The sequence below is a fragment of the Pseudoalteromonas sp. C8 genome (assembly GCF_011378685.1).
In the GTDB taxonomy this organism is placed as follows: domain Bacteria; phylum Pseudomonadota; class Gammaproteobacteria; order Enterobacterales; family Alteromonadaceae; genus Pseudoalteromonas; species Pseudoalteromonas arctica.
Window position 1 is genome coordinate 1 of record NZ_WTKT01000031.1, and the last position, 26,641, is coordinate 26,641.

26 protein-coding genes and 2 pseudogenes are annotated in these 26,641 nt (G+C 38.2%); 5 read left to right on the forward strand and 23 right to left on the reverse strand.

All coding sequences use genetic code 11. The features are described 5' to 3' along the window. Positions 1-65 precede the first annotated feature (65 nt). The 9 genes from GQR39_RS19380 to GQR39_RS19420 form a co-directional block, all read right to left on the reverse strand. A complete protein-coding gene (locus GQR39_RS19380; protein ID WP_165736380.1) occupies positions 66-830 on the reverse strand; it encodes a 2-keto-4-pentenoate hydratase in 765 nt (254 codons plus the stop codon). 138 nt (positions 831-968) lie between these two features. Beyond that, positions 969-1,373, reverse strand: a complete 405-nt coding sequence (locus GQR39_RS19385) for a hypothetical protein (protein WP_002958658.1) — start codon at positions 1,371-1,373, stop codon at positions 969-971. Between the two features lie 109 nt (positions 1,374-1,482). Continuing rightward, complete coding sequence (locus GQR39_RS19390) at positions 1,483-1,641, reverse strand: hypothetical protein (RefSeq protein WP_007378675.1); 159 nt, start codon at positions 1,639-1,641, stop codon at positions 1,483-1,485. Between the two features lie 26 nt (positions 1,642-1,667). Next, on the reverse strand, positions 1,668-2,012 hold the full coding sequence (locus tag GQR39_RS19395; RefSeq protein ID WP_165736381.1) for a hypothetical protein: 345 nt from the start codon (positions 2,010-2,012) through the stop codon (positions 1,668-1,670). A 414-nt stretch (positions 2,013-2,426) separates the two neighbouring features. Continuing rightward, positions 2,427-2,717, reverse strand: coding sequence for a hypothetical protein (locus tag GQR39_RS19400; RefSeq protein ID WP_101217001.1), 291 nt, complete (start codon positions 2,715-2,717; stop codon positions 2,427-2,429). A gap of 107 nt (positions 2,718-2,824) precedes the next feature. Next, positions 2,825-3,235 (reverse strand): hypothetical protein, encoded by a 411-nt coding sequence (locus GQR39_RS19405; RefSeq protein ID WP_165736382.1) that lies wholly within the window; start codon positions 3,233-3,235, stop codon positions 2,825-2,827. A 311-nt stretch (positions 3,236-3,546) separates the two neighbouring features. Then, on the reverse strand, positions 3,547-3,834 hold the full coding sequence (locus tag GQR39_RS19410; RefSeq protein ID WP_002958660.1) for a putative quinol monooxygenase: 288 nt from the start codon (positions 3,832-3,834) through the stop codon (positions 3,547-3,549). 78 nt (positions 3,835-3,912) lie between these two features. Further along, on the reverse strand, positions 3,913-4,728 hold the full coding sequence (gene dkgB, locus GQR39_RS19415) for a 2,5-didehydrogluconate reductase DkgB (RefSeq protein WP_165736383.1): 816 nt from the start codon (positions 4,726-4,728) through the stop codon (positions 3,913-3,915). A gap of 157 nt (positions 4,729-4,885) precedes the next feature. Continuing rightward, a complete protein-coding gene (locus GQR39_RS19420) occupies positions 4,886-6,058 on the reverse strand; it encodes an MFS transporter (RefSeq protein ID WP_024593033.1) in 1,173 nt (390 codons plus the stop codon). A gap of 116 nt (positions 6,059-6,174) precedes the next feature. Between GQR39_RS19420 and GQR39_RS19425 the strand changes: the two genes are divergently transcribed. Together GQR39_RS19425 and GQR39_RS19430 are read left to right on the forward strand one after the other, a co-directional pair. Further along, entirely contained in the window at positions 6,175-7,062 is an 888-nt protein-coding gene (locus GQR39_RS19425; protein WP_165736384.1) for a LysR family transcriptional regulator, read from the forward strand. A gap of 107 nt (positions 7,063-7,169) precedes the next feature. Further along, positions 7,170-8,210, forward strand: coding sequence for a metal-dependent hydrolase (locus GQR39_RS19430; protein ID WP_165736385.1), 1,041 nt, complete (start codon positions 7,170-7,172; stop codon positions 8,208-8,210). A 74-nt stretch (positions 8,211-8,284) separates the two neighbouring features. Here the strand turns inward: GQR39_RS19430 and GQR39_RS19435 are convergent, their stop codons facing one another. Together GQR39_RS19435 and GQR39_RS19440 are read right to left on the reverse strand one after the other, a co-directional pair. After that, positions 8,285-9,247 (reverse strand): sensor domain-containing diguanylate cyclase, encoded by a 963-nt coding sequence (locus GQR39_RS19435; protein WP_165736386.1) that lies wholly within the window; start codon positions 9,245-9,247, stop codon positions 8,285-8,287. Positions 9,248-9,575: 328 nt separating this feature from the next. Then, the gene (locus GQR39_RS19440; RefSeq protein ID WP_007580861.1) at positions 9,576-9,845 is read right to left on the reverse strand and encodes a hypothetical protein; all 270 of its coding nucleotides are present in this window, start codon (positions 9,843-9,845) and stop codon (positions 9,576-9,578) included. Positions 9,846-10,086: 241 nt separating this feature from the next. Between GQR39_RS19440 and GQR39_RS19445 the strand changes: the two genes are divergently transcribed. Both GQR39_RS19445 and ykgO read left to right on the forward strand, forming a co-directional pair. Beyond that, positions 10,087-10,353: a type B 50S ribosomal protein L31 gene (locus GQR39_RS19445; RefSeq protein WP_007580864.1), complete on the forward strand. Its 267-nt coding sequence runs from the start codon at positions 10,087-10,089 to the stop codon at positions 10,351-10,353. Next, positions 10,350-10,484, forward strand: coding sequence for a type B 50S ribosomal protein L36 (ykgO, locus tag GQR39_RS19450; RefSeq protein ID WP_002958669.1), 135 nt, complete (start codon positions 10,350-10,352; stop codon positions 10,482-10,484). Before GQR39_RS19445 ends, ykgO begins: the two co-directional genes overlap by 4 nt. 63 nt (positions 10,485-10,547) lie before the next feature. Here the strand turns inward: ykgO and GQR39_RS19455 are convergent, their stop codons facing one another. Both GQR39_RS19455 and GQR39_RS19460 read right to left on the reverse strand, forming a co-directional pair. After that, entirely contained in the window at positions 10,548-10,934 is a 387-nt protein-coding gene (locus GQR39_RS19455; protein ID WP_024591728.1) for an OsmC family protein, read from the reverse strand. An 83-nt stretch (positions 10,935-11,017) separates the two neighbouring features. Further along, entirely contained in the window at positions 11,018-11,407 is a 390-nt protein-coding gene (locus tag GQR39_RS19460) for a cytochrome b562 (RefSeq protein ID WP_007580869.1), read from the reverse strand. A gap of 623 nt (positions 11,408-12,030) precedes the next feature. On the opposite strand from GQR39_RS19460, the gene GQR39_RS19465 reads away from it, so the two are divergent. After that, entirely contained in the window at positions 12,031-14,877 is a 2,847-nt protein-coding gene (locus tag GQR39_RS19465) for a TonB-dependent receptor (RefSeq protein ID WP_165736387.1), read from the forward strand. Between the two features lie 326 nt (positions 14,878-15,203). On the opposite strand, the gene GQR39_RS19470 is transcribed toward GQR39_RS19465, so the two are convergent. From GQR39_RS19470 to GQR39_RS19515, 10 genes and pseudogenes are all read right to left on the reverse strand, one after another. Next, complete coding sequence (locus tag GQR39_RS19470) at positions 15,204-16,982, reverse strand: sugar phosphorylase (RefSeq protein WP_165736388.1); 1,779 nt, start codon at positions 16,980-16,982, stop codon at positions 15,204-15,206. 55 nt (positions 16,983-17,037) lie between these two features. Further along, a complete protein-coding gene (locus GQR39_RS19475; RefSeq protein WP_002958673.1) occupies positions 17,038-18,258 on the reverse strand; it encodes a glycosyl transferase in 1,221 nt (406 codons plus the stop codon). Continuing rightward, on the reverse strand, positions 18,251-19,996 hold the full coding sequence (locus tag GQR39_RS19480; RefSeq protein WP_165736389.1) for an HAD-IIB family hydrolase: 1,746 nt from the start codon (positions 19,994-19,996) through the stop codon (positions 18,251-18,253). The genes GQR39_RS19475 and GQR39_RS19480 overlap by 8 nt, the downstream gene beginning before the upstream one ends. 144 nt (positions 19,997-20,140) lie before the next feature. Beyond that, positions 20,141-21,379, reverse strand: coding sequence for a uracil-xanthine permease family protein (locus tag GQR39_RS19485; protein WP_007580880.1), 1,239 nt, complete (start codon positions 21,377-21,379; stop codon positions 20,141-20,143). Between the two features lie 9 nt (positions 21,380-21,388). Further along, a complete protein-coding gene (gene upp / locus GQR39_RS19490) occupies positions 21,389-22,018 on the reverse strand; it encodes a uracil phosphoribosyltransferase (protein ID WP_024591723.1) in 630 nt (209 codons plus the stop codon). A 146-nt stretch (positions 22,019-22,164) separates the two neighbouring features. After that, positions 22,165-23,121, reverse strand: a complete 957-nt coding sequence (locus GQR39_RS19495) for a phosphotransferase (protein ID WP_165736390.1) — start codon at positions 23,119-23,121, stop codon at positions 22,165-22,167. A gap of 251 nt (positions 23,122-23,372) precedes the next feature. Further along, positions 23,373-24,433: pseudogene (locus GQR39_RS19500) on the reverse strand (transposase). Positions 24,434-24,640: 207 nt separating this feature from the next. Then, complete coding sequence (locus GQR39_RS19505; RefSeq protein ID WP_165736391.1) at positions 24,641-25,111, reverse strand: Imm26 family immunity protein; 471 nt, start codon at positions 25,109-25,111, stop codon at positions 24,641-24,643. After that, entirely contained in the window at positions 25,112-26,110 is a 999-nt protein-coding gene (locus GQR39_RS20360) for an RHS repeat-associated core domain-containing protein (protein ID WP_346774502.1), read from the reverse strand. Between the two features lie 180 nt (positions 26,111-26,290). After that, positions 26,291-26,641 (reverse strand): annotated as a pseudogene (locus GQR39_RS19515) (transposase); the annotation flags it as partial.

Sequence of the window (26,641 nt, forward strand, 5' to 3'; positions counted from 1 at the left end):
TTAACTGATCGGTGTTAGCTAATTAGTGGGTTGTTTTATTATGACCGTTAAAATGAGTATTACGCTTAATGGGATAAAAATGTCACATTAAATGTATTTAAATCTTCATATGTAATACATGTTTGCTCATTGGTATTAAGCTCAACAACACCACAGTAAGAACCAGTTATAAACACTTGTCCTGCTTTTAAATTAATTCCCTTTGCTGATAAGTAATTAACCGCCCAATAAAGTGGAAGCTGCGCAAGCTCTGCAGGATGCACACCCGCCAGGTTTAACTCCAACTCAGTTTGCTTAACGTTAATATTTACAGTACTTGCGTTATACGCTTTGGCTTTATCTATTTGTGGGCCTAAATACACGCCTTGATTAGATAGGCCATCGGCCAGCTTTTCAATGTGCGTGCTTGGAGTGTCTTCATCAAACCTTTTTTGGATAAGCTCAAGTGCCAAGTGGGCGCTGGCAAATGCAGTATCCACGTCTTCATTTGTATAGGTATTATTACTTAGTAAATCGCTTTGTAAAATAAATGCAATTTCTGGTTCAATAAGCGCTTTATTGTTTGTTGTATACAGTGGGCAATTTTCAGCTTGTTTTATAGGTGCATGTAAAAGAGGCGCTAATATAATTGAGCCATCATCTAAAGGCAGCATACACTTCCAGCCATATACAGTTTGATCATTTAAGTAAATCATCAACTTTTGTACTTCTATTGCATCGTCAGTCGAGTCTAGTACTAACTCTTTAGGAAAGTTTGAACGTGCTGGGTTTTCATCTCTTTGTGCTAATAAGTGAGTAGCAATTAGTTTTAGCTGTATTGAGTTGTTCACATAAATCTCTTTAAAATACGTTACTGGTTAAGCAGTAAATAGGAAGGGTTACATTATTAATGTATTAGCTTAGGCATTAGAACATCATGTTAAATGCCTATAATTAAAATTGTATTTAAAACAAAGCGTGGTAATTATTTAAGTATCAATAGATTTAAGCGATCGTAAGAATAGCCCTAAGCCGCCAAACGCTAAAATTATAATAACAATCAAATCAAACGACGTCATAGTTCGCATACTAAATCGAACACTCGATATAACGCCAAATATGAGTGCGGTTAACGAACCTAGAGATAGCACCCAGCCTAAAATATTTTTAGAATTGTAAAAAATCAGACCCACACCAAAAATAAATGGGATCATAACCATGCCGCCTGTAACGCCAAAGCCACCTAAAGCATTAACACTATAAATGCGAGAACTTAGTCCAAAATTAGAGGTCACCGAAATTGCGTTTAGCAGCATATAAAAGCCACCGCACATCATAATCAAACCAATAAAAAAATGCCCAATACCACCAGAGCTTCCACCCGCACCTTTCATTATTAATTATTCCTTTTATATTTTTAACTTAATCGTTTTGAATGGTAATTACTCGACTATTAACATTGACCGCGGTCTACACAATCAATGAGTGCACACGCGAAAACACTTATCGCGTAATTACATGCCAAATAACATAAAACCAAGATAAAAAACCATGCAAAATTGCCCATAACACAGACTCATTAGCACTCCATGAAATAGCAATTGCTAGGGCCGTACCAAAAGAGACTCCATATTTTACTATTTCATTTCTTGAGTTTCTCATTAGTTACATTCCTAATTTTTAACTTATTAGCTGTTTGATTTGCTTACTAAAACTGACAGTTCTTTACCATCAATATTAATACTTGCTTCTTTGCCTAGTTCAACAACTAAAGAGGGAGCCATATGTTTTCCACCTAGTTTTAAGTCAGTTGCTAAACTAACAGTAAAATCATCAATTGGCGTTACTGTAAGAGCAAAACTATACGAATTATCAACTGAAACTGACGCCTCTTCGTTTGAATTGACTACTAAAACAGGTGAGCCAATTAAGTTTTTATTATCATAAAATTTGGCATTTACTACAAAACTATCATTAGCTTGTGCAAATGAAACAAAGCCTAACAACGCTATTATTGCGATTAATTTTTTCATTATTATCTCCATATAAATTATACAGTTTAAAGCTGTTAAGGCTTTATTGGCTGTGATTTTTTAGCTAGCAATTTACCAGCTAATGATTAAAAACTTATGTTTTAGCTCTGATGACATAACCAACGCCCAGCGAACTAATATAGAACAACACTCCAAATACACTAATATCAATGAGTAGCTTTAGAATGTCAAAAGTATCTGTAAACACAAGATACTCAAAAGTAAATAAGTGAAATATAACTTTTGATCCGAAATACGCAGTTAATAAAGGGATTACAAAAATAAGAATAGATTGATTTGATTTATTAATTTCCATACCCATGTCTCCATTATTGATTTAATTAACTCAGCTGTAAAATAGGTAAGTACTGAAGGACGAAAATTGCCAGCGGCTAACCTCCCTTCTCGCATTAATTACTTATACGGTGCTACCTTGAATTCTCTGCTTTGTAATTCATGGTAGTTATTTATCTTTGCAACTGCATTTTTGACTTGATCAAAAGTAGCACTTTTACAGAAGTATAGAACATATCCTCCCGTAATATCTTTATTAGAACTGAATGCATATTCAAGACCGAACTTTTCACACAATACGTCTTCAATATAATCCTTGTGATCGTAATCAATTAATTCAATTGATGCTCCCCATTCAACGTGTTCTTTAACTTCAATTTTTGACAAGATATATCTGAATTCATCAAACATGTCACGTATACCTTACGTTTCATAATAGAAAGTGGTTAGTTAAAATATGCAGAAGTAAGGAGCCTATTAACAACTACCAGGCTTATAGTTAAATTACTACCTAAGATTTACCCTACTCTAATTCCCATCGTCATAGGTGGATAAACATGTCTGATAACAAAATTTTTTCCATTATCAAAAGTTAGTGTAAATTGATTTACTACGTCTTCACCTAAATGATCACTTTCAACAATGTCGCATATTGGGCTCGGCAGTTTTGAAATATTAAAAGGGTACAATAATTCAATTCTTTCTACAGGTTCTATACTCAAGCCTAAACTTGGGTAATAACCAATAGCGTCAACTTCACACGGTTTAATTAAATAAGTTTTGCCATCTTCAAATTCTAAGGTTATTTCATAGCAAATCAAAAAACCTTCATTATTCTTATCTTGCCATGCCAGGTGAACTTTTTCGTGAATATGACTTAATGAAACAGCTATAAGAACTTTTCCTTTCAAACTATTCAAGTCGAACATATATGCTTAATGCCTTAAATTACATCTTTCTATATTTACACCAGAGAATTTTAATGTAAACAACAAATTAAATAGGCTATTTATTAGAGTGGATTGTGATACCAAAACGACTTTTAATAGTCTTATAAACCTCTTTTGATTTCGACGCACTACGCATTAACAAAAAAGAGTCCTAATAGGTTTCATTGGTATATTGGGGAAGTAGAGTATTTAGGCAGGTTAGAGTGTAAGAATAAAAGGTGATGTAAGTTAACAGCACCTATTTGAGTATTTACTTAGTTATGTAGTTTAGCTAAGTGGTATAAAGCTGCTTAACCAATTGATTTATATACGTCAATACTACTATTGGTTAAAAGCCCAGTAACTTGCGTACCAAACGCTTTAAAGTGTGGCTCGTTTTTATGCGCTTCAAAGTGCTCGTCAGACGCCCACTGTTCACTAACTACATAGTCTGTATGTTCATCATCACTTTTTACCGATAGTTCATAACGTAAGCACCCTACTTCTTGGCGCGATGACTTTTGTAAGTTTTCAAGTGCTGTAAGCATTACATCTGCATCAATATTTTTGCACGACAGTGCAGCTATAACCGTTAACATGTGTATTCCTTTTAAAAGTTAAGGTGTAGGTAATCTACACCTTAAAATATTTAGTTTAACTTTGCGTTTGAGGTAAGTTTACTGATCCCACTGCGGCGCAAATTCTGGTGTTGCTTGGCGGTCGCCACAATCTAGGCCATCAATGCGGGCTATGTCTTCATCATCTAATTTAACGTGGTCGTTAAAGTTATCTTCTAAGTTTTTACGCTTAGTTGATGATGGAATTGTCGTCATGCCATTAGCGTTTACCCACGCTAGAACAACTTGTGCTGGACTTGCATCGTGCTTTTTAGCAATGTCGATAATAGTTTGATCTTTAAGTACTTTACCTACTACAAATGGCATGTATGCTGTTACATGAATGTCGTGCTGAGCACAGAATGCACGCAATTTAGTATTAGTTAAGTACGGGTGAACCTCAACCTGATTGGTAAATATTTCACGCGAGTCGATCGTTTGCTGAGCCAAGTTTAAGTTTGCAATGGTGAAGTTTGATACACCAATGTGTTTAGTTAAACCAAGCTGCTTAGCTTTTAGTAATTCAGTAAGGTATTCACTCATTGGCTCGTCGTTAGCAGGCGATGGCCAATGAATTAGCAGTAAGTCGACCGAATCAACTTGTAGCTTTTCAAGTGACTTTTTAACGCTTGGGATAAAGTCACTTTTATTTAATTTGTTATTCCACACTTTGGTAGTTAAGAATATTTCACTGCGCGGAATATTACTATCTTTTATGGCTTGGCCTACTTGCTCTTCGTTGCCATAAATTTGTGCGGTATCAATATGGCGAAACCCAACTTCGAGCGCCATTTTTACTGAGTTATAGGCAGTGTCTCCCTCTAAACGGAATGTTCCCATACCTAAATCTGGCATTTCAATTACACGTTGTGTCATGGCTCTATCCTTATAAAATAATCGGTTAAAAACAAGCTCTTTTAAAGCTTTACGAAATACACCTTTTACTTCTTATTACAACTGTCACTTAAAAATTAATGACCTCATAATAGGTATGAGGTCATTAATTTTAGTTTCAACCTTAGCAGAAGATAGTTTACGCTTGCTGAATTTCACGTTTATCAAGCATACCGCTGTAACGTGTAACACCAAGTGCTAAAACAGAGATAACGGCGCCTATCCATGCTGTATCTTGTAGGGTCATGTTTTCTACTACGCTACCACCAATAATTGATCCAAGTGCAATACCAATATTAAATGCGGCTATGTTTAAGCCTGATGCAACATCTACCGCATTGGGCGTGTGCTTTTGTGCTTGCTTTACTACATAAAGTTGCAAGCCTGGCACATTGCCAAAAGCAAATGCGCCCCAGACTAAAATAGTAAGTACAGCGGCAATTTTTGATTCCATCGTAAAGGTAAATATCAGTAAAATTATACTCAAAGCACTGAATATAATACTCAGTGCGCTAATTGGGCCGCGTTTGTCGGCCAACTTTCCACCCCAAATATTACCTATTGCTACCGATACACCGTAAACAAGCATTATTAAGGCAATAGCCGAAGGCGCAAAACCTGTTTGTTGCTCTAAAATAGGTGCTAAATAAGTAAACGCTGTAAACGTGCCGCCATAGCCCAATATCGTCATTAGATATACGAGTAATAAACGCGGTTTTACGATTACTTGTAGTTGCTCTTTAAACGTTGCAGGTATTGATTGTTTTAAGTTTTTTGGCACTAAAATAGAGCTGCCGATTAATGCAATTAAACCTAATACCGACACAACTAAAAACGTTGCACGCCAACCAAAGTGTTGGCCAATCCATGTACCTAATGGCACACCAGTTACTAGTGCTACAGTAAGCCCGGTAAACATAATGGCTATTGCACTGGCTTCTTTATCTTTGCTTACTAAGCTTGTGGCAATCATCGATCCGATTGAGAAAAACACACCATGGGCAAGCCCCGTTAAAATGCGCGCAAGTATTAATGTTTCGTAGCTTGGCGCTTGCCAAGCAAGTAAGTTACCCAAAACAAACAAGCCCATTAAGCTTATTAATACCACTTTACGATTCCAACGACCCGTTAAAGCTGTTAGCACCGGTGCACCAATAGCAACGCCAACCGCATATAAACTTACAAGCAAACCCGCTGAAGGTAGGCTTACGCCTAAGTCGTTTGCAATGGTGGGTACTAATCCCACTATTACAAACTCAGTTGTTCCTATTGCAAATGCGCTTAAGGTAAGCGCCCACAAAGCCAATGGCATAGTTATATCCTCATTAATATTTGAAGAATGTAGTTTGGCTAAAATATCGTTTGCAAAAAATAGCATTAGTGACAAAATACTTTTGTTAATAATGCAAAGATGGTGTTGGTATACTTATGGCTGTTCATTCAAAAACTGAAGATTTAGAAACGTTTATAACGGTAGTAGATTGCGGAAGCTTTTCGGGAGCGGCTAATTTGCTCGATCAACAGGTGGCTAAAGTGTCGCGAGCGGTATCACGCCTAGAAAATACATTGCAATGCACTTTGCTAAACAGAACAACACGCCGATTAGAGCTTACCGAAGAAGGCCATACTTTTATAAAATATGCGCGCGAAGGGTTAAATACGCTTTATACCGGTGAAGAAGCCATAAAGCTTTTAAAACAAGCGCCAAGTGGCAAGCTGAGAATAGATGCGGCAAGCCCTTTTGTATTGCACCAACTTACGCCTTTAATTGGTGAATTTGCTAAGCAATACCCACACATAACGCTTGATATAACCTCGCACGACAGCATTATTGATTTACTTGAACATAAAACCGATTTAGCCATACGCATTGGTGATTTAAAAGACTCAAACTTACATGCTCGTAGACTTGGCAGCAGCCAGTTGCGTATTGTAGCCAGCCCAGAATATATAAATAATAACAAAGCAATTGCGCAAATTGATGACTTACAAAATCATAAGTTAATTGGTTTTAGTGACTCCCCTAAATTAAACACCTGGCCGCTAGTAAAACCCGCTTTATTTACGTTTTCGCTTAGCGCAAGCAGCGGTGAAACAGTGCGCCAGCTGTGCATTGCAAACCAAGGCATTGCGCTACTTTCTCACTTTATGATTGGCAATGACCTAAAAACAGGTAAATTAGTTGAAGTGTTACCCACTGCAATTAGCTCACCTAATAACCGAGAAATTATACAAGCCGTGTATTATAAAAACAGTGCGATATCGTCTCGCATTACAGCGTTTTTAGATTTTATAAAGCCTAGGCTTAGTTTATAAATTCTGGGTATTAATATGCTTATTAAATATTTCAAATGATTTTTTGACGCTTTTTAATAATCAAAAAGTATAAATAACAAAAGTAGTAATTAAAGGTATTAATCAAAATGGATTCTTTAACGCAGATAGCATTAGGTAGTGCTGTAGGTTATGCGGTATTAGGCAATAAAATAGGTCGAAAAGCCGTTTTGTGGGGTGCCATTTTAGGCACACTTCCTGATTTAGATGTATTTTTGCCTTATGGCGGCTCTGTAGAAGCGTTTACTTATCACCGTGGCTTTAGCCATTCGTTATTAATACATTTATTAATTAGCCCGCTCATTGTATGGCTAATATTAAAAGTACACGCGGGAATGCAAATTTATAAAGTGCGCTGGTTTTGGCTAGTATTTTTAAGTTTATCTACACATGCCCTATTAGACAGCCTAACGGTATACGGTACACAACTACTCTGGCCTTTTACTGAGTACCCCTTTGCGGTTTCTAGTGTGTTTATTATTGACCCCGCTTACACGCTTCCTTTATTAATTGGCGTAATATGTACGCTAATACCCAAAATAAAAGCAGCAACGGCTTATCGTATAAATGCAGCGGCTTTAGTTTTAAGTAGTCTATATTTATTTTGCGCTTTAATTTTAAAAGTAAATATTGATGACAAAGTAAAAACGGCTCTCAACAACAGACAAATACCAGTAAATGCGTATGTTAGTACGCCTGCTCCGCTAACCACTTTGCTGTGGCGTATTGTTGTGATGTCTGACGGACAATACTACGAAGGTTATGCATCAGTATTTGACGCACCCAGCGATGTTACATTAACGGCTTATCAAACAACGCCTTCACTGTTAAATAATATTAGCGATGAATGGGCTATAAAACGCTTGCAGTGGTTTACTAAAGGGTTTTATTCGGTGCGCCAACAGCAAAGCAATATTGTACTTTCTGATTTACGTATGGGCATGGAGTGCAACTATGTGTTTAATTTTGTAGTGGGTCAAAAAAATGATTTAGAAGTGAGCATTGGTAACTTTGAAAAAATAAGTCAAAGACCAAACTTAAACAATCTTCATAAAATATGGAACAGGGTTTGGCAACCAAATGTGTCTTTAGCATCACCCGCGGCAAAAAATGACTGCAATAGCGAATAACGGCATATTATAAGGTTCGTACTAGCATGAGGAAGTTAAGTGAAGTTCAAGCAGCAATTAAACTAAATAGCTCACTAAAGTGATTGCTGCTTTTTTTGCTGATACATTGCAACATCAGCATCTTGAATCATATCTTCAACCGATTTACCTGTATCGTGTTTAAAGTGTGTTACTCCTACACTGTAATCAATTTTGTATGGCTTGTTTAAGGTATTATTAGCATGCTCTATTGCATCCGCAAACCTTTGTAAAACAAACTCTGCTTTTGTCTCGTCTGAGTCGCTTAACATCGCAACAAATTCATCTCCGCCAAGTCGACCTATTACTTCACAATCACGAAATGAACTAAGCATAATTTGTGCAAATTTATTTAATACAAAATCGCCTTCGTGGTGTCCATAAATATCATTAATTTGTTTAAACTTATTGAGATCAAACAAAATAAACGACATTGATACTTTGTTTCGCCTACATACATTTAGCGTATGTTCGGCAAGGTTTAAAAAGCCACGTCGATTAGAGATTCTTGTTAACTCATCAATTGTGGCTAGTTGAATTGATTGAATTTCTCGCTCGACTAACGTGCCTAAATCTCTTAGTAATTGTTTTTCTTCATCATTGAGTTGTCTAGGTTTATTATCGGCAAGGCACAAAGTGCCTATAATGACTCCTTCCCTTAATTTTAAAGGAAAGCCTGCATAAAAGCGTACTTTAGGATCGTCTGTAACAAAGGGGTTATCAAAAAACCTTTCGTCTTGAGCTGTATCTGGGATTATTAATAACTCGTCTTGATTTATGGTGTGGCCACAAAATGAGGTTTCGCGAGGAAGCTCAGGCGCATCAAGCCCCTGCCTTGATTTAAACCACTGGCGGTCTTCGTCAATCAAAGTAACCAATGAAATAGAAACATTAAACATACGCTTGGCAATACGAGTAACACGATCAAAGCGCTCTTCATGAGACGTATCTAGAATTTTTAATGCTCTAAGCGCGTGTAATCGCTCAGCTTCGTTATTTGGAATCTCAGGTTTAATCATTAAAGCTCTATTAATTTTAAATGTTTTATAAATTACGAAACTGGAGCTAATATTTTCGAGTATATAATCCGATAAACTTATTTAAACTATAAACAGTCTGCCTATTCAAACTAGAACATTACCTAAAAATAGCAATAAATAAATATTTATAAATATCAGTAAGTCGTGCCTAAATAAAGATAAGATTCAATCCGCAAAAAATTATGATTTAAACAGGTGGGAGTAGTGGTTGATACAACATAGCTACTCTTTAATGAAAAAGTAGTAGTGGCTATTTAGTTTTATTTAAATAACCACTGGATTTGGCATACTTACAAAAATAAACACTTTAATTTTGGTGCTCATATTGTCCACGGTAAACTTCAAATACTTTTAAAACAGTATGTTGCTCTTTAGTTAGGTTATCAAACCAATCATCAAACAGCTCATCATCTTCTTGCTCGCTTAGTGCCATATACCTTGCTAGTAACTCTACAATATCATTGTGGTTGCAGGTTAAAGGATTTACTTGTTGCGCCAAGGTACTGTGGTCGCGCTCTCTTAGGGTTTCCATCACCCCTTGATCTATTTGTTCTTGTTGTTGTGTTGCGTCACTCATACATAACCTCTGTAATAACTTTATAACCGTATTTGTTAACGTTTTAACTCTTAAATATAGTTATAACAGCCTAAACGCCAATAGCCAGCATTTTTGATTCAAGTGCTTATTTTTTGATTTGTTTGCGCAAATAGCCAGCAATTACGGCCTTTTTGATGAACATTTAAATAATTTGCAATGGGGGAATAAATACGTTAAATTAAAATGATATACTATCACATATCATTTATTGAGGCGTATTATGAAACCAAATATTCATCCTGATTACCACGTGGTTGCTTTTCACGATACCGCTGCCGATTCTTACTTTATTATTGGCTCAACCATAAAAACGAGCCGCACAGTAGAAATAGACGGTAATACATATCCATACGTACCTATTGATGTATCAAGTGACTCGCACCCATTTTATACAGGCAAGCAAAAAACAACCGCTACAGATGGCCGCGTTGCGCAGTTTAATCGTCGTTTTAAAAGTTTATCGACTGTTAAAAAGGAAAAGGTATGAAAGTATTAAGCTCTCTTAAAAGTGCTAAGCAACGTCCGGGGTGTCAAATTGTAAAACGCAAAGGCCGCGTATTTGTAATTTGTAAAAACAACCCACGCTTTAAAGCAGTACAAGGAATGAAAAAGAAATAAGTTAAACGGGGATGCTCAACATATAATTAGGTAGCTTGCTTAAGCTACCTAATTTAGGGGGGACTATTTTACCACTACTGAAAACTCTGGCACTGCCTGAATTACTTTTTTTACCGTACAGGTATTAACGGCTGCAATAAGCGCCTTTTTATATTTATCAGGGAAGCCTTCTGGTAAGTTAATCTCAATTGAAAATAGCTTTTTACCGTTGTCATCTACATTTTCGTTATTTTGAGTAAGCGTCATACCTTGCGTTGAAATATCACGCTGCTCGCAAAACTTACGCGCATAAAAACCTGCACATAAAACCATACTTACTAAAAAATAATCAAACGGTTCTGGATACTCTGCATTGCCACCAGCGTTTACGCTTTGATCGCTTATTACTTCTAGGTCGCCAAATTTAGCGCTTTGCTTTTGGCCTTCTAACATTGAAACTGAAATTTCCATTGTGTTTCCTTATATTTATTGCTGCAGATACCTTTAACGCAATTAGCTTAAAAGTAGCTACTAAAGATACATATAGTCTAGGTTTATGAACCGAACAGTAATTCAAAGAACCCTGGAGGCTCGTGTAACTCATGATATTTTTTACGTAAATTATCTATATTTTTCAGTGGTTCTTTTGCCGCACTTAGCCCCTGCTCGTTTGCTGCTTTTTTTGCAAGTTCAGCTTGAGCAATCACTTTATCAAGGCCCTGCAATGACTGCTCAGGTTTTTTGTAAAACTTACCTGTTTTACTCACTTTAACCAGCTTTATAAATTCATCAATCGCAGTATTAAATTCACTAAGTTGAGTTGCCTGCACCGCTTGTTTATATGCAAGGCCCGTGTTTTTCATATTTACTTCAAGATCGACTTCTTGCTGCGCAAAAGACATTGAACTAAACGCAAAGGTAAAAATAATAACTAAATACTTCATGGTCAAACCTATTAATTAAAAACACCTAAATTGTATCAAGTTTACGTAGCAAAGTAACTTTACGAGCTGTTATGAGCTGTTATGAGCACTTTGAGCTGTAAAGGGGGTTTACAAATTAATCATTTTAAAGCCGCAATAGTGAAAAATATTCAAATAACGATTTTTTTGAATAAAAAACACCTAATAAAAATCACTTTAAAAGAGTAATAACACACATAACCTTTACAAATAAGTACATATAACACTCGCTGACAACTTCATATAAATAAAAATTTATATGTGAATAATTATAAACCGCAAAAAATTGACTTAAAAAACAACTGAAAATTTAACAAATAAAAACCAATGTTAATAACTAAAATATATAAGAAAAACTAAATGTAAAAACACCTCAGTAAATCGTTTAAAGAGCCTTTGTAATTAATACCAAAAAACACAATAAAAGTTCTTCAGGTTATTTCAAGTTGCTTATTTTACAGTGAGTTAGCTCCTTTTAATAAAATAATCAGCATGCAATAATCGTCGCCCTCATAAAAAAGTTATAGGGCTTTATCCAAATACAAACTGCATTTGGATAAAACTACATTGTATTTAATTACTATAAAATGTTCTCTGGGAATCAAATGAAACGTCATAATTTACTTTCTACTAGCATTAAATGTGCATTAATTACTGCTGCTGCAACAGCAAGTAATTCTGTGCTTGCACAAGATGAGCAAGCAACAAAAATTGAACGTGTTGAAGTAACGGGTTCACGTATTTTACGTGAAGGTGCGATTGCGCCTGCACCTGTTACAGTTATCAGTGGCGAGCAGCTAATGAACACTGGCGCTGTAAACATTGGTGAAGCGCTAAATAACTTACCTGCACTTGGCAATACATATTCTATGGCTAACTCAGGCCGTTTTATTGGTACTGCGGGTTTAAATATTCTTGATTTACGTAACATGGGTACAGATCGTACTTTGGTACTTGTAAATGGTAAGCGTCATGTATCAAGCTCTGCAGGTTCTCAATCTGTAGATACCAACACTATTCCAAGTGTATGGGTTGAACGTGTAGAGATAATTACTGGTGGTGCATCTGCTGTATACGGTGCTGATGCGGTAACAGGTGTTGTTAACTTTATATTAAAAGACAACATTGAAGGCATGGACTTTAGCGTTACACGTGGTTTTGCCGATTTAAGCAGCTACAACAACGAAAAAGCGACGTTCTCATACGGCTCTAACTTTGATAACGATCGTGGTAATGCAGCTTTTGCTATTGAGTACTCAGGCCAGGATTCATTAAACGCGCTTGATCACCCTTGGACTAGCACTTCGTTTAGTAGTTTACGCAGAGAAGTTTTACCTGGTGAAGATACAAATAGCTTAGACTTTCCTGATAAAATTTTAACGCCAAATGCAGGTTATTACGCTATTAATAACGCGGGTGTTTACGCACTCGAAGATTCAACTAAGTTTATCAATAGCTTTAACCCTGATAGCAGCGCCCGTGATTTATACATAGGTAATAATGTAGATTTGTATTCATGTGCAGAATGTGACTTTTTCAACTTAGGTCAATTTGAAGAAATTCAACCTGAGTTTGAGCGTTACAACGTAAACTTTAAAGTTAACTACGATGTTACCGACGACTTAAACGTTTACTTTGATGCTAAATATGTAAACAGCCAAGGTGAAAGCATAGGGCAACCTGCATTTTTCTTCTTTGACGATGAAAACAGCATTAAAATCGACAACCCTTACCTAGACCCAGCCATCAAAGCGCGTATGGAAGAACAAGGTGTTGATTCGATCATGGTTAACCGCATGATGACCGACCTAGGCCGCCGCATTGAAAACAATACGCGTGAAACAACGCGCTTTGTTACCGGCTTAAAAGGCACAGTATTTGAAGATTGGGAATTAGATACATCAGTTGTTTATGGCCAAACTGATCTAGAGCGCGAAAACGGCGCTAACATGATTGTAGCCAACTACTTTAATGCACTTGATGCCGTTGAAGATACAAATGGTAACGTAGTATGTCGTAGTGCTGCAGCCCAAGCTGATGGCTGTGTTCCTGTAAATATTATGGGGTTTGGTTCGCCATCTCAACAAGCCATTGATTACATTAATACGGTATCTGTTGGCACTTCAACTATTAAGCAAACAGTTATTTCTGGCTCACTTGCTAATGGCGCTATTTTTGAATTACCAGCAGGCTATGTAGGTGTTGCATTTGGTGCTGAGTACCGTAAAGAAGAAAGCGAAACTAAAGAGCCTGATAACGCTGAAGGTACTTTCTTTAACGCTCTGGGCGAAGATAAGGGCTCGTTTAATGTTCGCGAAGTATTCTTTGAAGCGACGATGCCAATTTTAACTGACTTACCGCTTATTCAAGACTTAGTGTTTGATACTGCAGTACGTCATGCTGACTACAGTACGATTGGCGAAGCAACTAGCTGGAAACTTGGTCTTGATTGGACTGTAAATGATGAGCTACGTGTACGTGTAACACAATCTGCTGCGCTTCGTGCGCCTAACATTAGTGAAGTATTTGGTGCAGCAAGCCAAACTTTCTACAATGTAGACGACCCGTGTCGCGCTGACAACCTAGGTGATTTATCAAACGGAGCAACCCGCACTGCAAATTGTGCCGCGTTAGGTGTAGCGAGTGACTTTAACTCAGGTTACGATGCAGCCTCATTAGATGGTTTAAGCAGTGGTAACCGCGATGTAAAAGGTGAAGAGTCAACAAGTACAACTGTAGGTATTGTTTACCAACCAGAGTTTTTAGAAAATGCGCTACTTACTATTGATTACTGGGAAATTGAACTTGAAGATGCAATTGACACAATTAATGCGCAAGACATTCTTGATCGCTGTGTTGATAGCGCAACAGGTATAAACAATCAATACTGTAACTTAATTACACGTAATGCTAATGGCGAAATTACTTTAATACAAAACTCTGTATTAAATGTTGCTGGCCAAAAAGCATCAGGGGTGGATTTTGAACTAGGTTACGATTTTGACGCGTTTGAAGGTAGCTTTAAAACACGCTTAATTGGTACTTACTTAATTGAACGTAAAGATTACCCGTTCCAAGACGACCCTAGTAACTACATTGAATACGCAGGTACTACAGGTGAAGCTAAGTGGCAAACTAACTTATCTGTAAGTTATGTTATGGATAACTTTTTCTCAACAGTTGAAACACGCTTTTTGAGTGAAGTAGAGCTATACACAAATTTTGAACTTGATAGCAACCCTAACCCAAGTAATCAAATGTCTTATGGTAAATACTTTATTACTGATATGACTGTAGGTTACAACTTTAATAGCGGTTTAGGCGTTAAAGTAGGTGTTGATAACGTATTTAACCGTAAACTTCCGTACGGTTCACGTGGTACAAGCGCGGGTAGCGCAAGTTACGATAACATTGGCCGCTTTGGCTACATTAACTTAAGCTACAGCTTATAATTAATAAAATAACTTATTAGGGCGTGTTGATCATTGGTGGGTGAATTTGCAGCAGTATGTTTGGTTTTTAGGCAAGGCAGAGCCTATGTAGTGTGGTTATTCCCCATAAATAGGCGATAACGCAGCATAAATACCAAACATGCGCTGCCCGAAGGGTTCTTTCTAGGGACGATTAACTCTTTGTTGCTCGGTTTTTACTTAGCCCACTAGGTTACAAACCTCGCGTCGCGATTTAATCGCCCCTAGATTGAACAAATTTCAATCCACAAAGATCAACACGCCCTAGTTAAAACAAAGGCTCGCAGTGCGAGCCTTTTTAATAGGTATTATTTAATATTACTCAGCCACACGCTTTGGTATGGTTCTAGCTCTATCGTTAATTGGCTTTCTTCAATCGTTTTATTTGCCACCAAATCAAACCACTTTTGGGTGTTAATTAAGTTTAAGTCGGCCAATGTGAGCGTTTGTGGTTTATCGCTAATGTTATAAACACAAAATATACTTTGGCGCCTGTCAATGCTTTGTCTCCAAAAACCAAACAACCCGCCTGCTAAATGCAGCGTAAACTGTGTAGCATTGGGGTGAAAGGCACTCTGCTTTTTGCGTACTGCCAATAAGCTTTTTATGCCGTTAAACACTTTATGATGATGACTATACTTTTCACCAATTGCAGCCAGTAGCTTTGACTCTTGCCAACGATGACGATTTATAGCGCGGTTATGCTGTGAATTTTCAAATCGGTCGTAATCGTTAGTTGTACCCAACAAACTATGAATATAAAGCCCTGGGATACCTTCAAGTGCAAACATAATTGCGTGAGCACACATAAATCGCTCAAGGCCAAACTTATCGGGGCCATTGTGCGTCCCTTGTAGTGCATCAAATAAAGCAATATTTAGCTCGTACGGTGTATGTGTGCCATCGTTACTTGTACGCATAGATACACGACCACCAAACTGCATGGTTGTACTTACTAGTGACGCCACTTCGCTGGGTTGTAGTAAACCTTCAATTGGTCTGAGCCCTATTCCATCGTGCGAAGCTATAAAGTTAAAGTATGCAGTACCATTTTGCGCAGGCGGCATACTCATCATCCAATGCTTAATTGCTGTGCTATCGCCGCTAAGTAATGTGTGTAGCAACAATGGCGGTAAGGCAAAGTTATAAATACTGTGCGCTTCGTTGGCATTACCAAAATAAGACAGGTTTTCTTGGTTTGGAATATTGGTTTCGGTAATTATAACTACGCTGGGCTCTGCGTGCTCAATAAGTGTTCGCATTAGCCTTACGGCTTCATGTGTTTGCGGCAAGTTAATACAACTTGTATTAAGCTGTTTCCACAAAAATGCAACCGCATCGAGTCTAAATAAACGTACGCCATTGTCTAAATAATGCCTAATTATTCCCACAAACTCTTTAAGTACATCAGGATTGCCAAAGTCAAAATCAACCTGATCGTGACTAAACGTACACCATACGTGTTTTTCACCGCTTGGCGTTGTTACAGTATTTAATAACGATGAGGTTCGCGGGCGGACAACTTGGCTTAAATCATCCGTTAAGCTGGCCGTTTTAAAGTAGTCTTTACCAGGGTGTAAATCGTTTAAAAAGTTCTCAAACCATACGCTTCTGCTTGAGCAATGGTTAATAACTAAATCTGCCATTAACTTTACGTCTTTAGCGATGTTTTGAATATCTCCCCAATCACCTAACGACTCATTCACTTGCACGTAGTTCATTACGGCAAAGCCTTCATCTGAGCTATACGGGTAAAATGGCAATATATGCAGCGCATTTAACTGCATATCACATTGCTCTTTTATAAACCGGTGTAGTGTTTTAAGCGGTGCCTCCATTGGGCTCGATACAGCAAATTCGCTATCATCGTGTTTAATAATAGAGTCGCCATAAGCAATCAATACTATATCTTGTTCATCCCACCGGTTTGTATGGGGGGTCGGGTCGCGCAGTGCATTGCTACCTAATATAATTTTAATGAGTTGCTGAGCAAGCTCAGTAACCGATAAAGGCAGCTCAACCCCCTCATAAATAATATGAAGATGTTGCTCTACTCGTTGTAAAAATAATTCGCTAACTGTGCTCACATGCGCCCCTAATATTTATTGTTTAGACTTATAGGCTAGTTAACCTGCACGCAGGTTAACTATATTCTTCGTTATCTAGCTCTACGGCTTCTTTTAAGCGCTCAAGTACGTCTGGCATTGCTGATACAACACGGTTCCAACTTGGCACAAATGGCGCTTCCATTGGGTTTTCTAAAAAGTGTTGCCCTGCTTCCATAATATTTTGCGCAAACATTTCTACTGCTTTTTCTTCTTGGTGTACATCAAGCGTTAGCCCGTTCATTAACGCATCGTTGTGATAGGTTTCAATAAAATCTAGACCGATACGGTAGTAAGTCGCTTTTAATGAACGAATTGTTTCGCTGGTAAAGGTAACGCCTTGTGTAGCCAGCTTTCTAAATAATGCCTTAGTAATATCAATCGACATTTTAGACAAGCCTGCGCTTTGGTCATCAAGTGACAGTTCTTGGTGCTTATGATCGTAATTATCAGCGATATCTACTTGGCACAAGCGGTTATGGGAGTAGTTACGATACATTTCGCTAAGCACGCCAATTTCAAGGCCCCAGTCACTTGGAATGCGAATATCATTTAATACATCGCGTCTAAACGAAAACTCCCCTGCTAATGGGTATCTAAACGAATCCATGTATTCAAGGTAGTCTGTATTACCTAAAATTGTTTTAAACGAGCGAAGTAATGGCGTTACTAATAAGCGTGATACACGGCCATTAATTTTTCCATTAGCAGTACGCGGGTAAAATCCTTTACAAAATTCATAGTTAAAACGCGGATGCGCAACAGGGTAAATTAAACGCGCAAGTAAGCTTCTGTCGTAGGTTAAAATATCGCAATCATGCAGCGCGATAGACTCTACTTCCGCTGTTGCTAATTTATAGCCCATGCAATACCAAACATTACGGCCTTTACCAAGCTCGCGAGGTGCAACCCCTAGCTCTTGTAATTCTTTATCGAGTGCTTGTAAGCGTGGGCCGTCGTTCCATAATACTTTGTGGTTTTGGTTTAGCTCTTTAAAAAAGCCAAGTGCATGGCGGTACTGTGCTTCGTCGGCTCTATCTAAACCTATGGTAATTTGTGATAAATAAGGTACTTCACGCAACTCACTAACTATATTTTGCAGCGCAGGGCCTTCAAGCTCACTAAATAACGAAGGAAGTATTAATCCCATTGGGCGCTGCTTACTAAAAGTAAGTAACTCTTTTTCTAGATCTTCAATTGGTCTGTCGGCAATGTTATGTAATGTAGTAATAATGCCATTTTGATAAAAATCAGCCATGAGACTTTTGCTCCTCAGAAATACTTAAAATACTGCTAATGCACGGCAACGATGTTATTTCTTCAATCCAGCCCAGCGGTGCTGGCGATTGAGAGTATCGTGCTTTGTTGTGCGACAATTTAACCGGCTTTTTACTCGCCGGGTTGGCGATAATAATGGCGATATTTGCATGCTCTAACATTTGCTTATCGTTATCGCTATCACCAAGTGCAATGACCGTGAGAGGCTTTCTGAAATGATGGGTAAACTGTTTAACTAACCACTGCTGTGCAGCGCTTTTATCGGTATTTTTAGCAATATGAATGAAGCGCCCACCAATTTTTATATCGTAACCGAGTGCTTCTACATCATTTACAAAGGCGGTGAGTAATTCGTCGTTGCCATACCAATAAAGAGGGTCTGAATAATCGCGTGTTTGTGCACGTCTTGCTTGCGCATCGTCTAGCCCGGTAAGCTCTGATATTTGCTCACTCGATAAATCACTAAACAATTTGTAATGTGCTTTATAATCTGCCTTTAAAGTATTTAAGTCCTTTAATAAACTCGATAGCGGCTTTGCCATTGCATAACACCAGTACGCGCCTACTTTTTTACAACCAATAGGCTTTAATTCAAAATAGTCTTCTGGAATAAATACTGCTGCGCCGTTCTCTACAATAAAAGGCTGTTGAATATTTAAATCATTTTTAAGCTCAATGACTTCGCAAAAAGTTTTACTGGTATTAAACACCACCGGAATATGCGCATTTTGCAGCTGCTGTAATAACTCACTGATATTATTGGTATTGTAATCGGCATGATCGAGTAATGTGCCGTCCAAATCTGTAAAAATAATGGGTTGAAGTGTGTCATCACTCGTTAGGTGCATACCGCTAATATCGCGGTTGCTATCAAGTTCAATTAAAGCATTTGCTTTAGCGCTCAGTGTGTTTAAGTTCTCACGCGTAATGCGCTCAAAATGAGAAATAAAATACACCAATTGCTCGTTAGTCATGGTGCCTGAGCCTTCACCTTTTTTGGCTATTAACTTTTGTTCTTGCTCTTGTCGCCATGTAAAAACATCACTAAAACTCGGTGCTTTTAGCATAACGGTATAATCAATTAGGTTAAAAACGGCTTTATATTCGTTTGCCAAACAGCTGTTTACACAGCGGCGCCAAACGCCTTCTTTATCAAATTGTTGCTCTAACTCGTTAAGCGGCTCACTCAATGAAAACAACGGTTGTGGCTCACTGCCTACACACCACCCTTCTAAAATAACAATATCAACTGGCTTTTCGTTTGTTAGCCAATCACTTGCTGGCACGCAGTCGTCTTCGTGTTTATTAAAACGTGGAAGCGGTACGTTTACCTCTCCTGCCAGTAAGTTAGTTATTGTGCTATTCATTAACGCTACATCGTGAGTACCCGGTACTCCGCGAGTAGTAAAAAGAGGATGTACGTCTTTGGCAAGTTCACTACGTGCTTGTTTTGCTAAATAAAAGTCATCAATAGACAATGCAACACTTTTAAGTGGTGTGTTTTTAGAAAACCAGGTAACTAAAAAATCAGCGAGTGTTGTTTTTCCTGAGCCTTGGCATCCATTTATGGCAACAAAAATAGGAGTATTTGTTTTTTTAGATTCGAGGATGTCATGCGCGAGTGGAACAAAATATTGCTCACTCAAATATTGATACTTTAAAGGCAGTTGGTGTTTTGCTAAAAACGGGGTTATATCCACAATATTGGCCTCTGACATAGTTACTCCTTTGCATACAATGCGTCTGGGAGTTAAATGCAGGTACTAGACCATTATTATTTTTATATATTTATTAATAGGTTAAAAAAATAGCGCATTCAAAATGCGCTATCATGGTGCAATCTATTTACCTAATGTACAAAATTAAACTTTTTCAGGTTCTGCTTTTGGTAATACTAAGTTAAGTACTATTCCTAAAATAGCGCAGAGGCTTACGCCCTCTAAACTAAATTGGCTGCCACCAATATGCATACCACCAATACCGCACACCAAAATAAGTGCAACAATACTTAAGTTACGCGGCGCGGTTAAATCATCGCCCGACTTAACTAATGTATTTAAACCCACTACAGCAATAGAGCCAAAGAGTAGGATCATAATTCCGCCCATTACTGGCACAGGAATAGTTTGCAAACCAGATCCCATTTTAGCTACAAACGCTAAAATAATGGCAATAACAGCTGTCCACATCATTACTTTAGGATTGAAGTTTTTGGTAAGCATAACTGCCCCCGTTACTTCTGAGTAAGTAGTGTTAGGCGGGCCACCAAATAATGATGCCGCAGAAGTCGCAAGGCCATCACCAAACAAAGTACGGTGAAGCCCAGGCTTTTTCAAAAAGTCTTTATTGGTTACTTGGCTAATAGCCATCATATCGCCAATATGCTCAATTGCAGGTGCTATTGCTACAGGTACCATAAACAAAATAGCCTGCCATTTAAACTCAGGCCAAGTAAAGTTTGGTACAGCAAACCACTGTGCGTTAGTCACTGCGTCAAATTGCACAACGCCCATACCAAGCGATAAACAATAACCCGCTACAACCCCTGCTAATATAGGTATAAGCTTAAATACACCTTTTCCCCATACTGCAAAAATAAGCGTAACCACTAACGAGAACAACGAAATATAAATAGCGCTGGTGTAATCAATAATTTGAATACTGCCGTCGCCACTTTTACCCATCGCCATATTTACAGCAACAGGTGCTAGCGCAAGGCCAATAACCATAATTACTGGGCCTACAACCACAGGTGGTAAAATTTTATGAAGCGTTGCAACGCCTTTAAATTTCACTAATAAACTTAAAAGCATATATGCAAAGCCTGCCACCATTAAGCCGCCCATAGTGGCCGGCACGCCCCACATTTGCACAGCGGCAATAATAGGTGCAATAAAGGCAAACGATGAAGCTAAAAATATAGGCACTTGGCCTTTAGTCACTACCTGAAACAGCAAAGTACCAATGCCTGCGGTAAAAAGCGCAACATTAGGATCCAAGCCCGTTAAAAGCGGCACTAATACCAGCGCACCAAATGCTACAAACAGCATTTGCGCGCCCGTTAAAATAGTTTTTATTGAAAAGGTGTCATTATTTTGCACTTAAGACTCCTAAACAGTACCGAATATTTTGTCGCCCGCATCGCCTAAACCAGGGATAATATAGCCCTTTTCGTTTAAGTGGCTATCTACTGAGGCTGTAAATATTTCTACATCTGGATGAGCGGCAAGTGTTCTCTCAACACCTTCTGGTGCTGCAACGAGTACAATTACTTTGATTTCTTTACAGCCTGCTTTTTTAAGCATATCGATTGTGGCAATCATTGAGCCACCCGTTGCAAGCATAGGGTCAATAACTAAGCTTAAGCGCTCATCAATATTACCTACTAGCTTTTCAAAATATGGTACTGGTTCTAGTGTTTCTTCGTTACGTTCAAGACCAACCACACTTACTTTAGCGGCTGGTAATAACTGCATAACACCATCCATCATGCCAAGACCAGCACGCAAAATAGGCACTACGGTAATTTTTTTACCCTTAATATGCTCTACTTTTAATTTATTGCCATCCCAGCCTGTAATTTCGTTATCTTCTAACTGTAGGTTTTTAGTTGCTTCGTAGGTTAATAAGGTTCCAACTTCAGAACATAATTCACGAAAGCTTTTAGTACTAATACCATGCGCTCGCATTAGGCCTAGTTTATGTTGAACAAGAGGGTGAGAAATAACGTGAATTGCCATGATATAAACCTACTGATACAAGAATTTGCAGTATTTTATATTAAAAAAGGTCATTTGACCTGTAGTTTTAAAGAGATTTTCATACATCGTGCCAAAATGCATTGTTTTGCTTGATATTTATGCAAGCCATCAACCCGTTGTGTTTATTAAATGTTACTCGCTAACCAGCTGTTTACTTGCTGTTGCATATAACTGTTTATTTTTTGGTGCTCGGGGCTCCAGCCAGCTAAAAATCGATAAAAGTCAGCCCATGCAGCAGGCCATAAAGCGAGCCAATCGTCAGCTATTTTACCTGCTGGTGCTGTAGGATGATAAGTAGTAATAGCAGTATTTAAATTGTCAAAATAATACGCAAGGTACTCATCAGCGCACTCGTGTAATTGTGCATCACTTAAGCAACTGGTCATAAAATACATTACATCAATTATCCCGCAACCTGCACCTATATACTGAAAATCATAACCGAGTATTTCATCGCGCTCATTTGCTGCAAAGTTAGTAAGTTTTGCATCGCCATGAATCAGCGTTTTATACGCACAACTTTGTAGTTGCTCATCTATTTTATGTGCAGCATTTTTAATATCGGACTTTTTATCAAGGTTATCTTTTAGTTTATTAAACTCATCTGGGCGCGTGCTTAAATGCCAGTAGTTGCCTTGCTGCCATAACCCATCAGCGGGTTTACTTAAGTTAAACGCATGAAAGTGTGCAAGCCACTTTAATATAGCTTTAACATGTTGTGGCCCTGCTTGAGTAAACCCATGTTTGGTGAAATCCTTAAACACCAGCGCATATTCATCACCTTTATTAATTGCACTTATACATTCAATACTATGCGCATGTACTGGTAAATGCTGGCTATAAAGCTTATAAAATGTGTATTCAACACTATATGAGTGCTGCTTTCTTTTAAGCGCAAATTCGCTTTGTTTAATTTTAGGATGGTGTATATAACTGGGTATTTTAATAGCTTTAATAACACATGGCTCATCATCAAGCTGGCACTGCACAATACTGCCACATCCACTCCAAAGTGATGTAAGCGTATCGCCAATTTCAATGTGCTTAAAGTGAGGTTGTAATAAAGGAATATAAAATGCCATAGCTATATTAAGTAATTAAGTTTTTTGTAGTTTAACATTAGTGGACGTTTTTAATAAAACTAAGGCATAAAAAAGCTCCACTTGGTTTTATACAAGTTTGTATGTAAATAGTGGTCAAAATCACTATGCCACTACACCAGGTTATTTCCATTTCATCCATTAAATAAATCATTAGCCTATTAAATCTAAATTGCACGCATGAAAATGACTGCATATTTTCAGTTTTAATTTCGTACTGAATAGTTTAAGTTTTATGCCAGTAGCTTTTCGCAGTTACTGATATTCGCTCGCCGCTTTCGGTTTAAGTTTTCACAATAACCTTCTTGTGACGCTGGCCTGCCCACTGCGCCATGAAATACGCGCGTAAATTGGGTTGTAAGCTTTAACCAGTTTTCTGGAGATATATTCACCCTTTCTAGTAAAGGCAAGTGTGTAATCTCAATATACCCTCGCTTATCTTCTCGTATACAACGTCCTGTTAATTCAACAAGTTCAAGGTACGATTTAAGCTCAAACGGCAGCCCTTTTGGCATTATTTGACGTGGCATGCCTGCAAAGCGCAGGAGTTGTTTTGGTTGTTTGCCCTCTTTAGCGTATGTTAGTCGCTTTTGAACGCTGGTATGGTCAGATTCTTCTGGTGTATTTGCCATTTTTGCTCTGATGGGGTTTAAGTCTACATACGCCATGCAGGCAGCAAGGGCTGCTTCATCTAATAATGCTTGCGATTACTCTTTATTTAAGAAAAGGCGACCTTCCCACAAAGTTGTATGGAACAACTTTGAACGCCTTAGGCGGCCCGAAGGGTGAGCGCCAAGGATGGCTGCGAATAAAACCTGCCTGTGCAGTTGTCTTCTTTATTTGCTCTGCGGGCAACATCTTCATTTAACAACCGCATAAACCAGCTAATACTTGATAGGCGCTCTCGATATTCTTTTACTGTTTGATTAAAAAATATGAGTTCTATTTTACTTAGCTTTTCGCCCTCCATGTATTTTTGCGTAAGTACAGTGCCTTTACACAGCTTGTGCCAGCGAATAACAATCGCTTTATCATTTAGCCTATTCGCGTTTTTATCATCAACATACAGTACTAAATGGGTATGATTACTCATTACTGCATAAGCACATACATCAATGCAAAATATTTTTGCTAATACGAGCAACCTATCTTCAACCCAGCCTCGTCGATGTTCATAAGACTTGCCTGTAAAACGGTCCTCCCCACATAAAAATGCACGGCGCACGCAACGTGAAATACAATGGTAGTATTTTGTATCAACCAAACTTACTTGACGTTTTCTCGCGATAGCCATAAGACATTCTGCTTTTTTTTTGCACTAAACAAAGGCTAGCCTTTAACTTCAAAAAGTGCAAAATTTAGGATGGGTGTCACTGTTAATTGTTAGCAAGTGCGCAGTTCTACTAGATAAAATGCGCACTTGATAGCTTTTTGGTTCGGCAATAAAGAGACAAAACGCGTCCCTAATTGCTATTCTTATTTTGAGCTTCCCGTTTGAGGTTTAATCAGGGGCTAGCTCTAAGCCAATAGCTTCACTAATTTTATCATCTATGCTTCTATAGCTATCCAAGCCATTGATGCCACAAGGTTCGTATGCTTTATCTAACTGATTACCCTTATCATCAAAGTAAGTTCCTCTTAATACACTTTTAAAGCAATGCACCGGCAGAAAGTCTTCTCTTTTAAGCTCCATATTATCAACTAATTTAAAGTACCCTTTTTTCCACGGTAGTTCATTCGTCGCAATTGGAGGGAGTAACAAGTCTGAAGTTGTTAATGCGGGGATTTCATCGCTATCTTCAGTTTGCGTTTCATATATGTAAATGAGCACACAATTATCAAAGCCCCCAACGTTGGCAGTCAAACTTACGACCCGTCCCCAATGAAACTTGCCGTCTAATATTTGAAATGAAAAAATATCTCCGAGCATTGGTTTTTGCTTGGTTTTCTTCAATACTTTCATGTTTGTCATTTATAATCCCATACCCTTTAAAAATTCATCCCCCCATTTTACAGCGTGATTATAAATGGGGCGCTTAGAGCTTATGCTGTTGATTTTATTTAAGTATTGAGGGTTGCGCAAAATTAAAGCTTGCTCAACCGCTCTAGCTTGGTTTCTTGTTAGCGAGTAACTGGTTACCCGTTCTAAGGTAAATCTTGAAGAACCATGTTGAGCTTGCCTTATGTTTATAGCTTGACGAGTAATGCCGACGTAGACATCTTTGCCACCTTTGATACCAAGGTATACGCTTGTATTCTTAGGTCCTTTACTCAACCACCTCGCAGCTAAAGAACCTGCAATCCTAACACCTTTTCCTACTCCTGCCTCTAGTATTGGAAGTTGTGGTGCATTGGGGTCGCCAAATGCGCCATAAAACAGCTTCTCGCCCCAAGACCTATCAGCTACAACCTTGTCGTAAATGCCGCTGAGGTACTCGTAGTCGGCAAACATTCTCTCTGTTCCACCTTCACCTGAGTAGTCTTGTCCCCATAGAACATTAAAGTTAGTACCTTTTAATTCCTCAGGCGAAAAATCATCAAGTGGACTTTCAGTTGTACGAGTTACATTGTTACCATCTACATTTACATTAGGGCGCTTTGAAGTACTTGATGGTGCACCTATATCGGCTGTCGCAGACATATTGCCTATCTGAATATTAACCGTGCCATTACCGTTACCTGTCATTGTACCGACTTTCACATTGCGTTTTATGCGAGAACCTGTGACAGATTGCTTTTGTGTTACATCGGCTGTTTCGCCTTTACCCAGATCTTCTGCAACGTCTTGGCACCCTGCGGCATCATCTACACTACAACTAGAATACCCAGTTGGATCAGTCCCACTGAGCGGATTATTCATTATGTAAGAATAAGGGTTAATACTTTGGCTATTGGTTGGCGACTGTATCAAGGGGTCAACCGACATAAACCGACCAAGGTTATAATCGAAGAAACTAAACTTGACAGCCACTCTAATCGAACAAACAAAACGTTACTATTAAATTTAATTTTTAGGTTAGGAATTTATCTTTTATCGCCGGGTTGCTTTCATTTCATACATCAAATAAGTCACTAGCGCTCTTAATCTAAATTACACGCATGAAAATGCCTGCATGATGCAGTTATGATTTATTAATGAATAGTTGAAGCTTTATGCCAGTAGCTTTTCGCAGTTACTGATATTCGCTCGCCGCTTTCGCTTTAAGTTTTCACAGTAGCTTATTTGTGAGCTGGGCCTGCCTACTGCCCCATGGAATACGCGCGTAAATTGTGTTGTGAGTTTTAACCAGTTTTCTGGGGATATGTTAAGCCTTTCAAGCAAGGGAAGGTTCATATTATCAATATGCCCGCGCTTGTCTTCTCGTATACAACGTCCTGTTAATTCAACAAGTTCAAGGTACGACTTAAGCTCAAACGGTAGCCCTTTTGGCATTATTTGACGTGGCATGCCTGCAAAGCACAGGAGTTGTTTTGGTTGTTTGCCCTCTTTAGCGTATGTTAG

Excerpts from the sequence above, each read along its gene's own strand:
- GQR39_RS19385 (WP_002958658.1), bottom strand. The coding sequence starts at position 1,373 with ATGAAAGGTGCGGGTGGAAGCTCTGGTGGTATTGGGCATTTTTTTATT.
- GQR39_RS19390 (WP_007378675.1), bottom strand. The coding sequence starts at position 1,641 with ATGAGAAACTCAAGAAATGAAATAGTAAAATATGGAGTCTCTTTTGGT.
- GQR39_RS19395 (WP_165736381.1), bottom strand. The coding sequence starts at position 2,012 with ATGAAAAAATTAATCGCAATAATAGCGTTGTTAGGCTTTGTTTCATTT.
- GQR39_RS19400 (WP_101217001.1), bottom strand. The coding sequence starts at position 2,717 with ATGTTTGATGAATTCAGATATATCTTGTCAAAAATTGAAGTTAAAGAA.
- GQR39_RS19405 (WP_165736382.1), bottom strand. The coding sequence starts at position 3,235 with ATGTTCGACTTGAATAGTTTGAAAGGAAAAGTTCTTATAGCTGTTTCA.
- GQR39_RS19410 (WP_002958660.1), bottom strand. The coding sequence starts at position 3,834 with ATGTTAACGGTTATAGCTGCACTGTCGTGCAAAAATATTGATGCAGAT.
- dkgB (WP_165736383.1), bottom strand. The coding sequence starts at position 4,728 with ATGACACAACGTGTAATTGAAATGCCAGATTTAGGTATGGGAACATTC.
- GQR39_RS19420 (WP_024593033.1), bottom strand. The coding sequence starts at position 6,058 with ATGCCATTGGCTTTGTGGGCGCTTACCTTAAGCGCATTTGCAATAGGA.
- GQR39_RS19425 (WP_165736384.1), top strand. The coding sequence starts at position 6,175 with ATGGCTGTTCATTCAAAAACTGAAGATTTAGAAACGTTTATAACGGTA.
- GQR39_RS19430 (WP_165736385.1), top strand. The coding sequence starts at position 7,170 with ATGGATTCTTTAACGCAGATAGCATTAGGTAGTGCTGTAGGTTATGCG.
- GQR39_RS19435 (WP_165736386.1), bottom strand. The coding sequence starts at position 9,247 with ATGATTAAACCTGAGATTCCAAATAACGAAGCTGAGCGATTACACGCG.
- GQR39_RS19440 (WP_007580861.1), bottom strand. The coding sequence starts at position 9,845 with ATGAGTGACGCAACACAACAACAAGAACAAATAGATCAAGGGGTGATG.
- GQR39_RS19445 (WP_007580864.1), top strand. The coding sequence starts at position 10,087 with ATGAAACCAAATATTCATCCTGATTACCACGTGGTTGCTTTTCACGAT.
- ykgO (WP_002958669.1), top strand. The coding sequence starts at position 10,350 with ATGAAAGTATTAAGCTCTCTTAAAAGTGCTAAGCAACGTCCGGGGTGT.
- GQR39_RS19455 (WP_024591728.1), bottom strand. The coding sequence starts at position 10,934 with ATGGAAATTTCAGTTTCAATGTTAGAAGGCCAAAAGCAAAGCGCTAAA.
- GQR39_RS19460 (WP_007580869.1), bottom strand. The coding sequence starts at position 11,407 with ATGAAGTATTTAGTTATTATTTTTACCTTTGCGTTTAGTTCAATGTCT.
- GQR39_RS19465 (WP_165736387.1), top strand. The coding sequence starts at position 12,031 with ATGAAACGTCATAATTTACTTTCTACTAGCATTAAATGTGCATTAATT.
- GQR39_RS19475 (WP_002958673.1), bottom strand. The coding sequence starts at position 18,258 with ATGGCTGATTTTTATCAAAATGGCATTATTACTACATTACATAACATT.
- GQR39_RS19480 (WP_165736389.1), bottom strand. The coding sequence starts at position 19,996 with ATGTCAGAGGCCAATATTGTGGATATAACCCCGTTTTTAGCAAAACAC.
- upp (WP_024591723.1), bottom strand. The coding sequence starts at position 22,018 with ATGGCAATTCACGTTATTTCTCACCCTCTTGTTCAACATAAACTAGGC.
- GQR39_RS19495 (WP_165736390.1), bottom strand. The coding sequence starts at position 23,121 with ATGGCATTTTATATTCCTTTATTACAACCTCACTTTAAGCACATTGAA.
- GQR39_RS19505 (WP_165736391.1), bottom strand. The coding sequence starts at position 25,111 with ATGACAAACATGAAAGTATTGAAGAAAACCAAGCAAAAACCAATGCTC.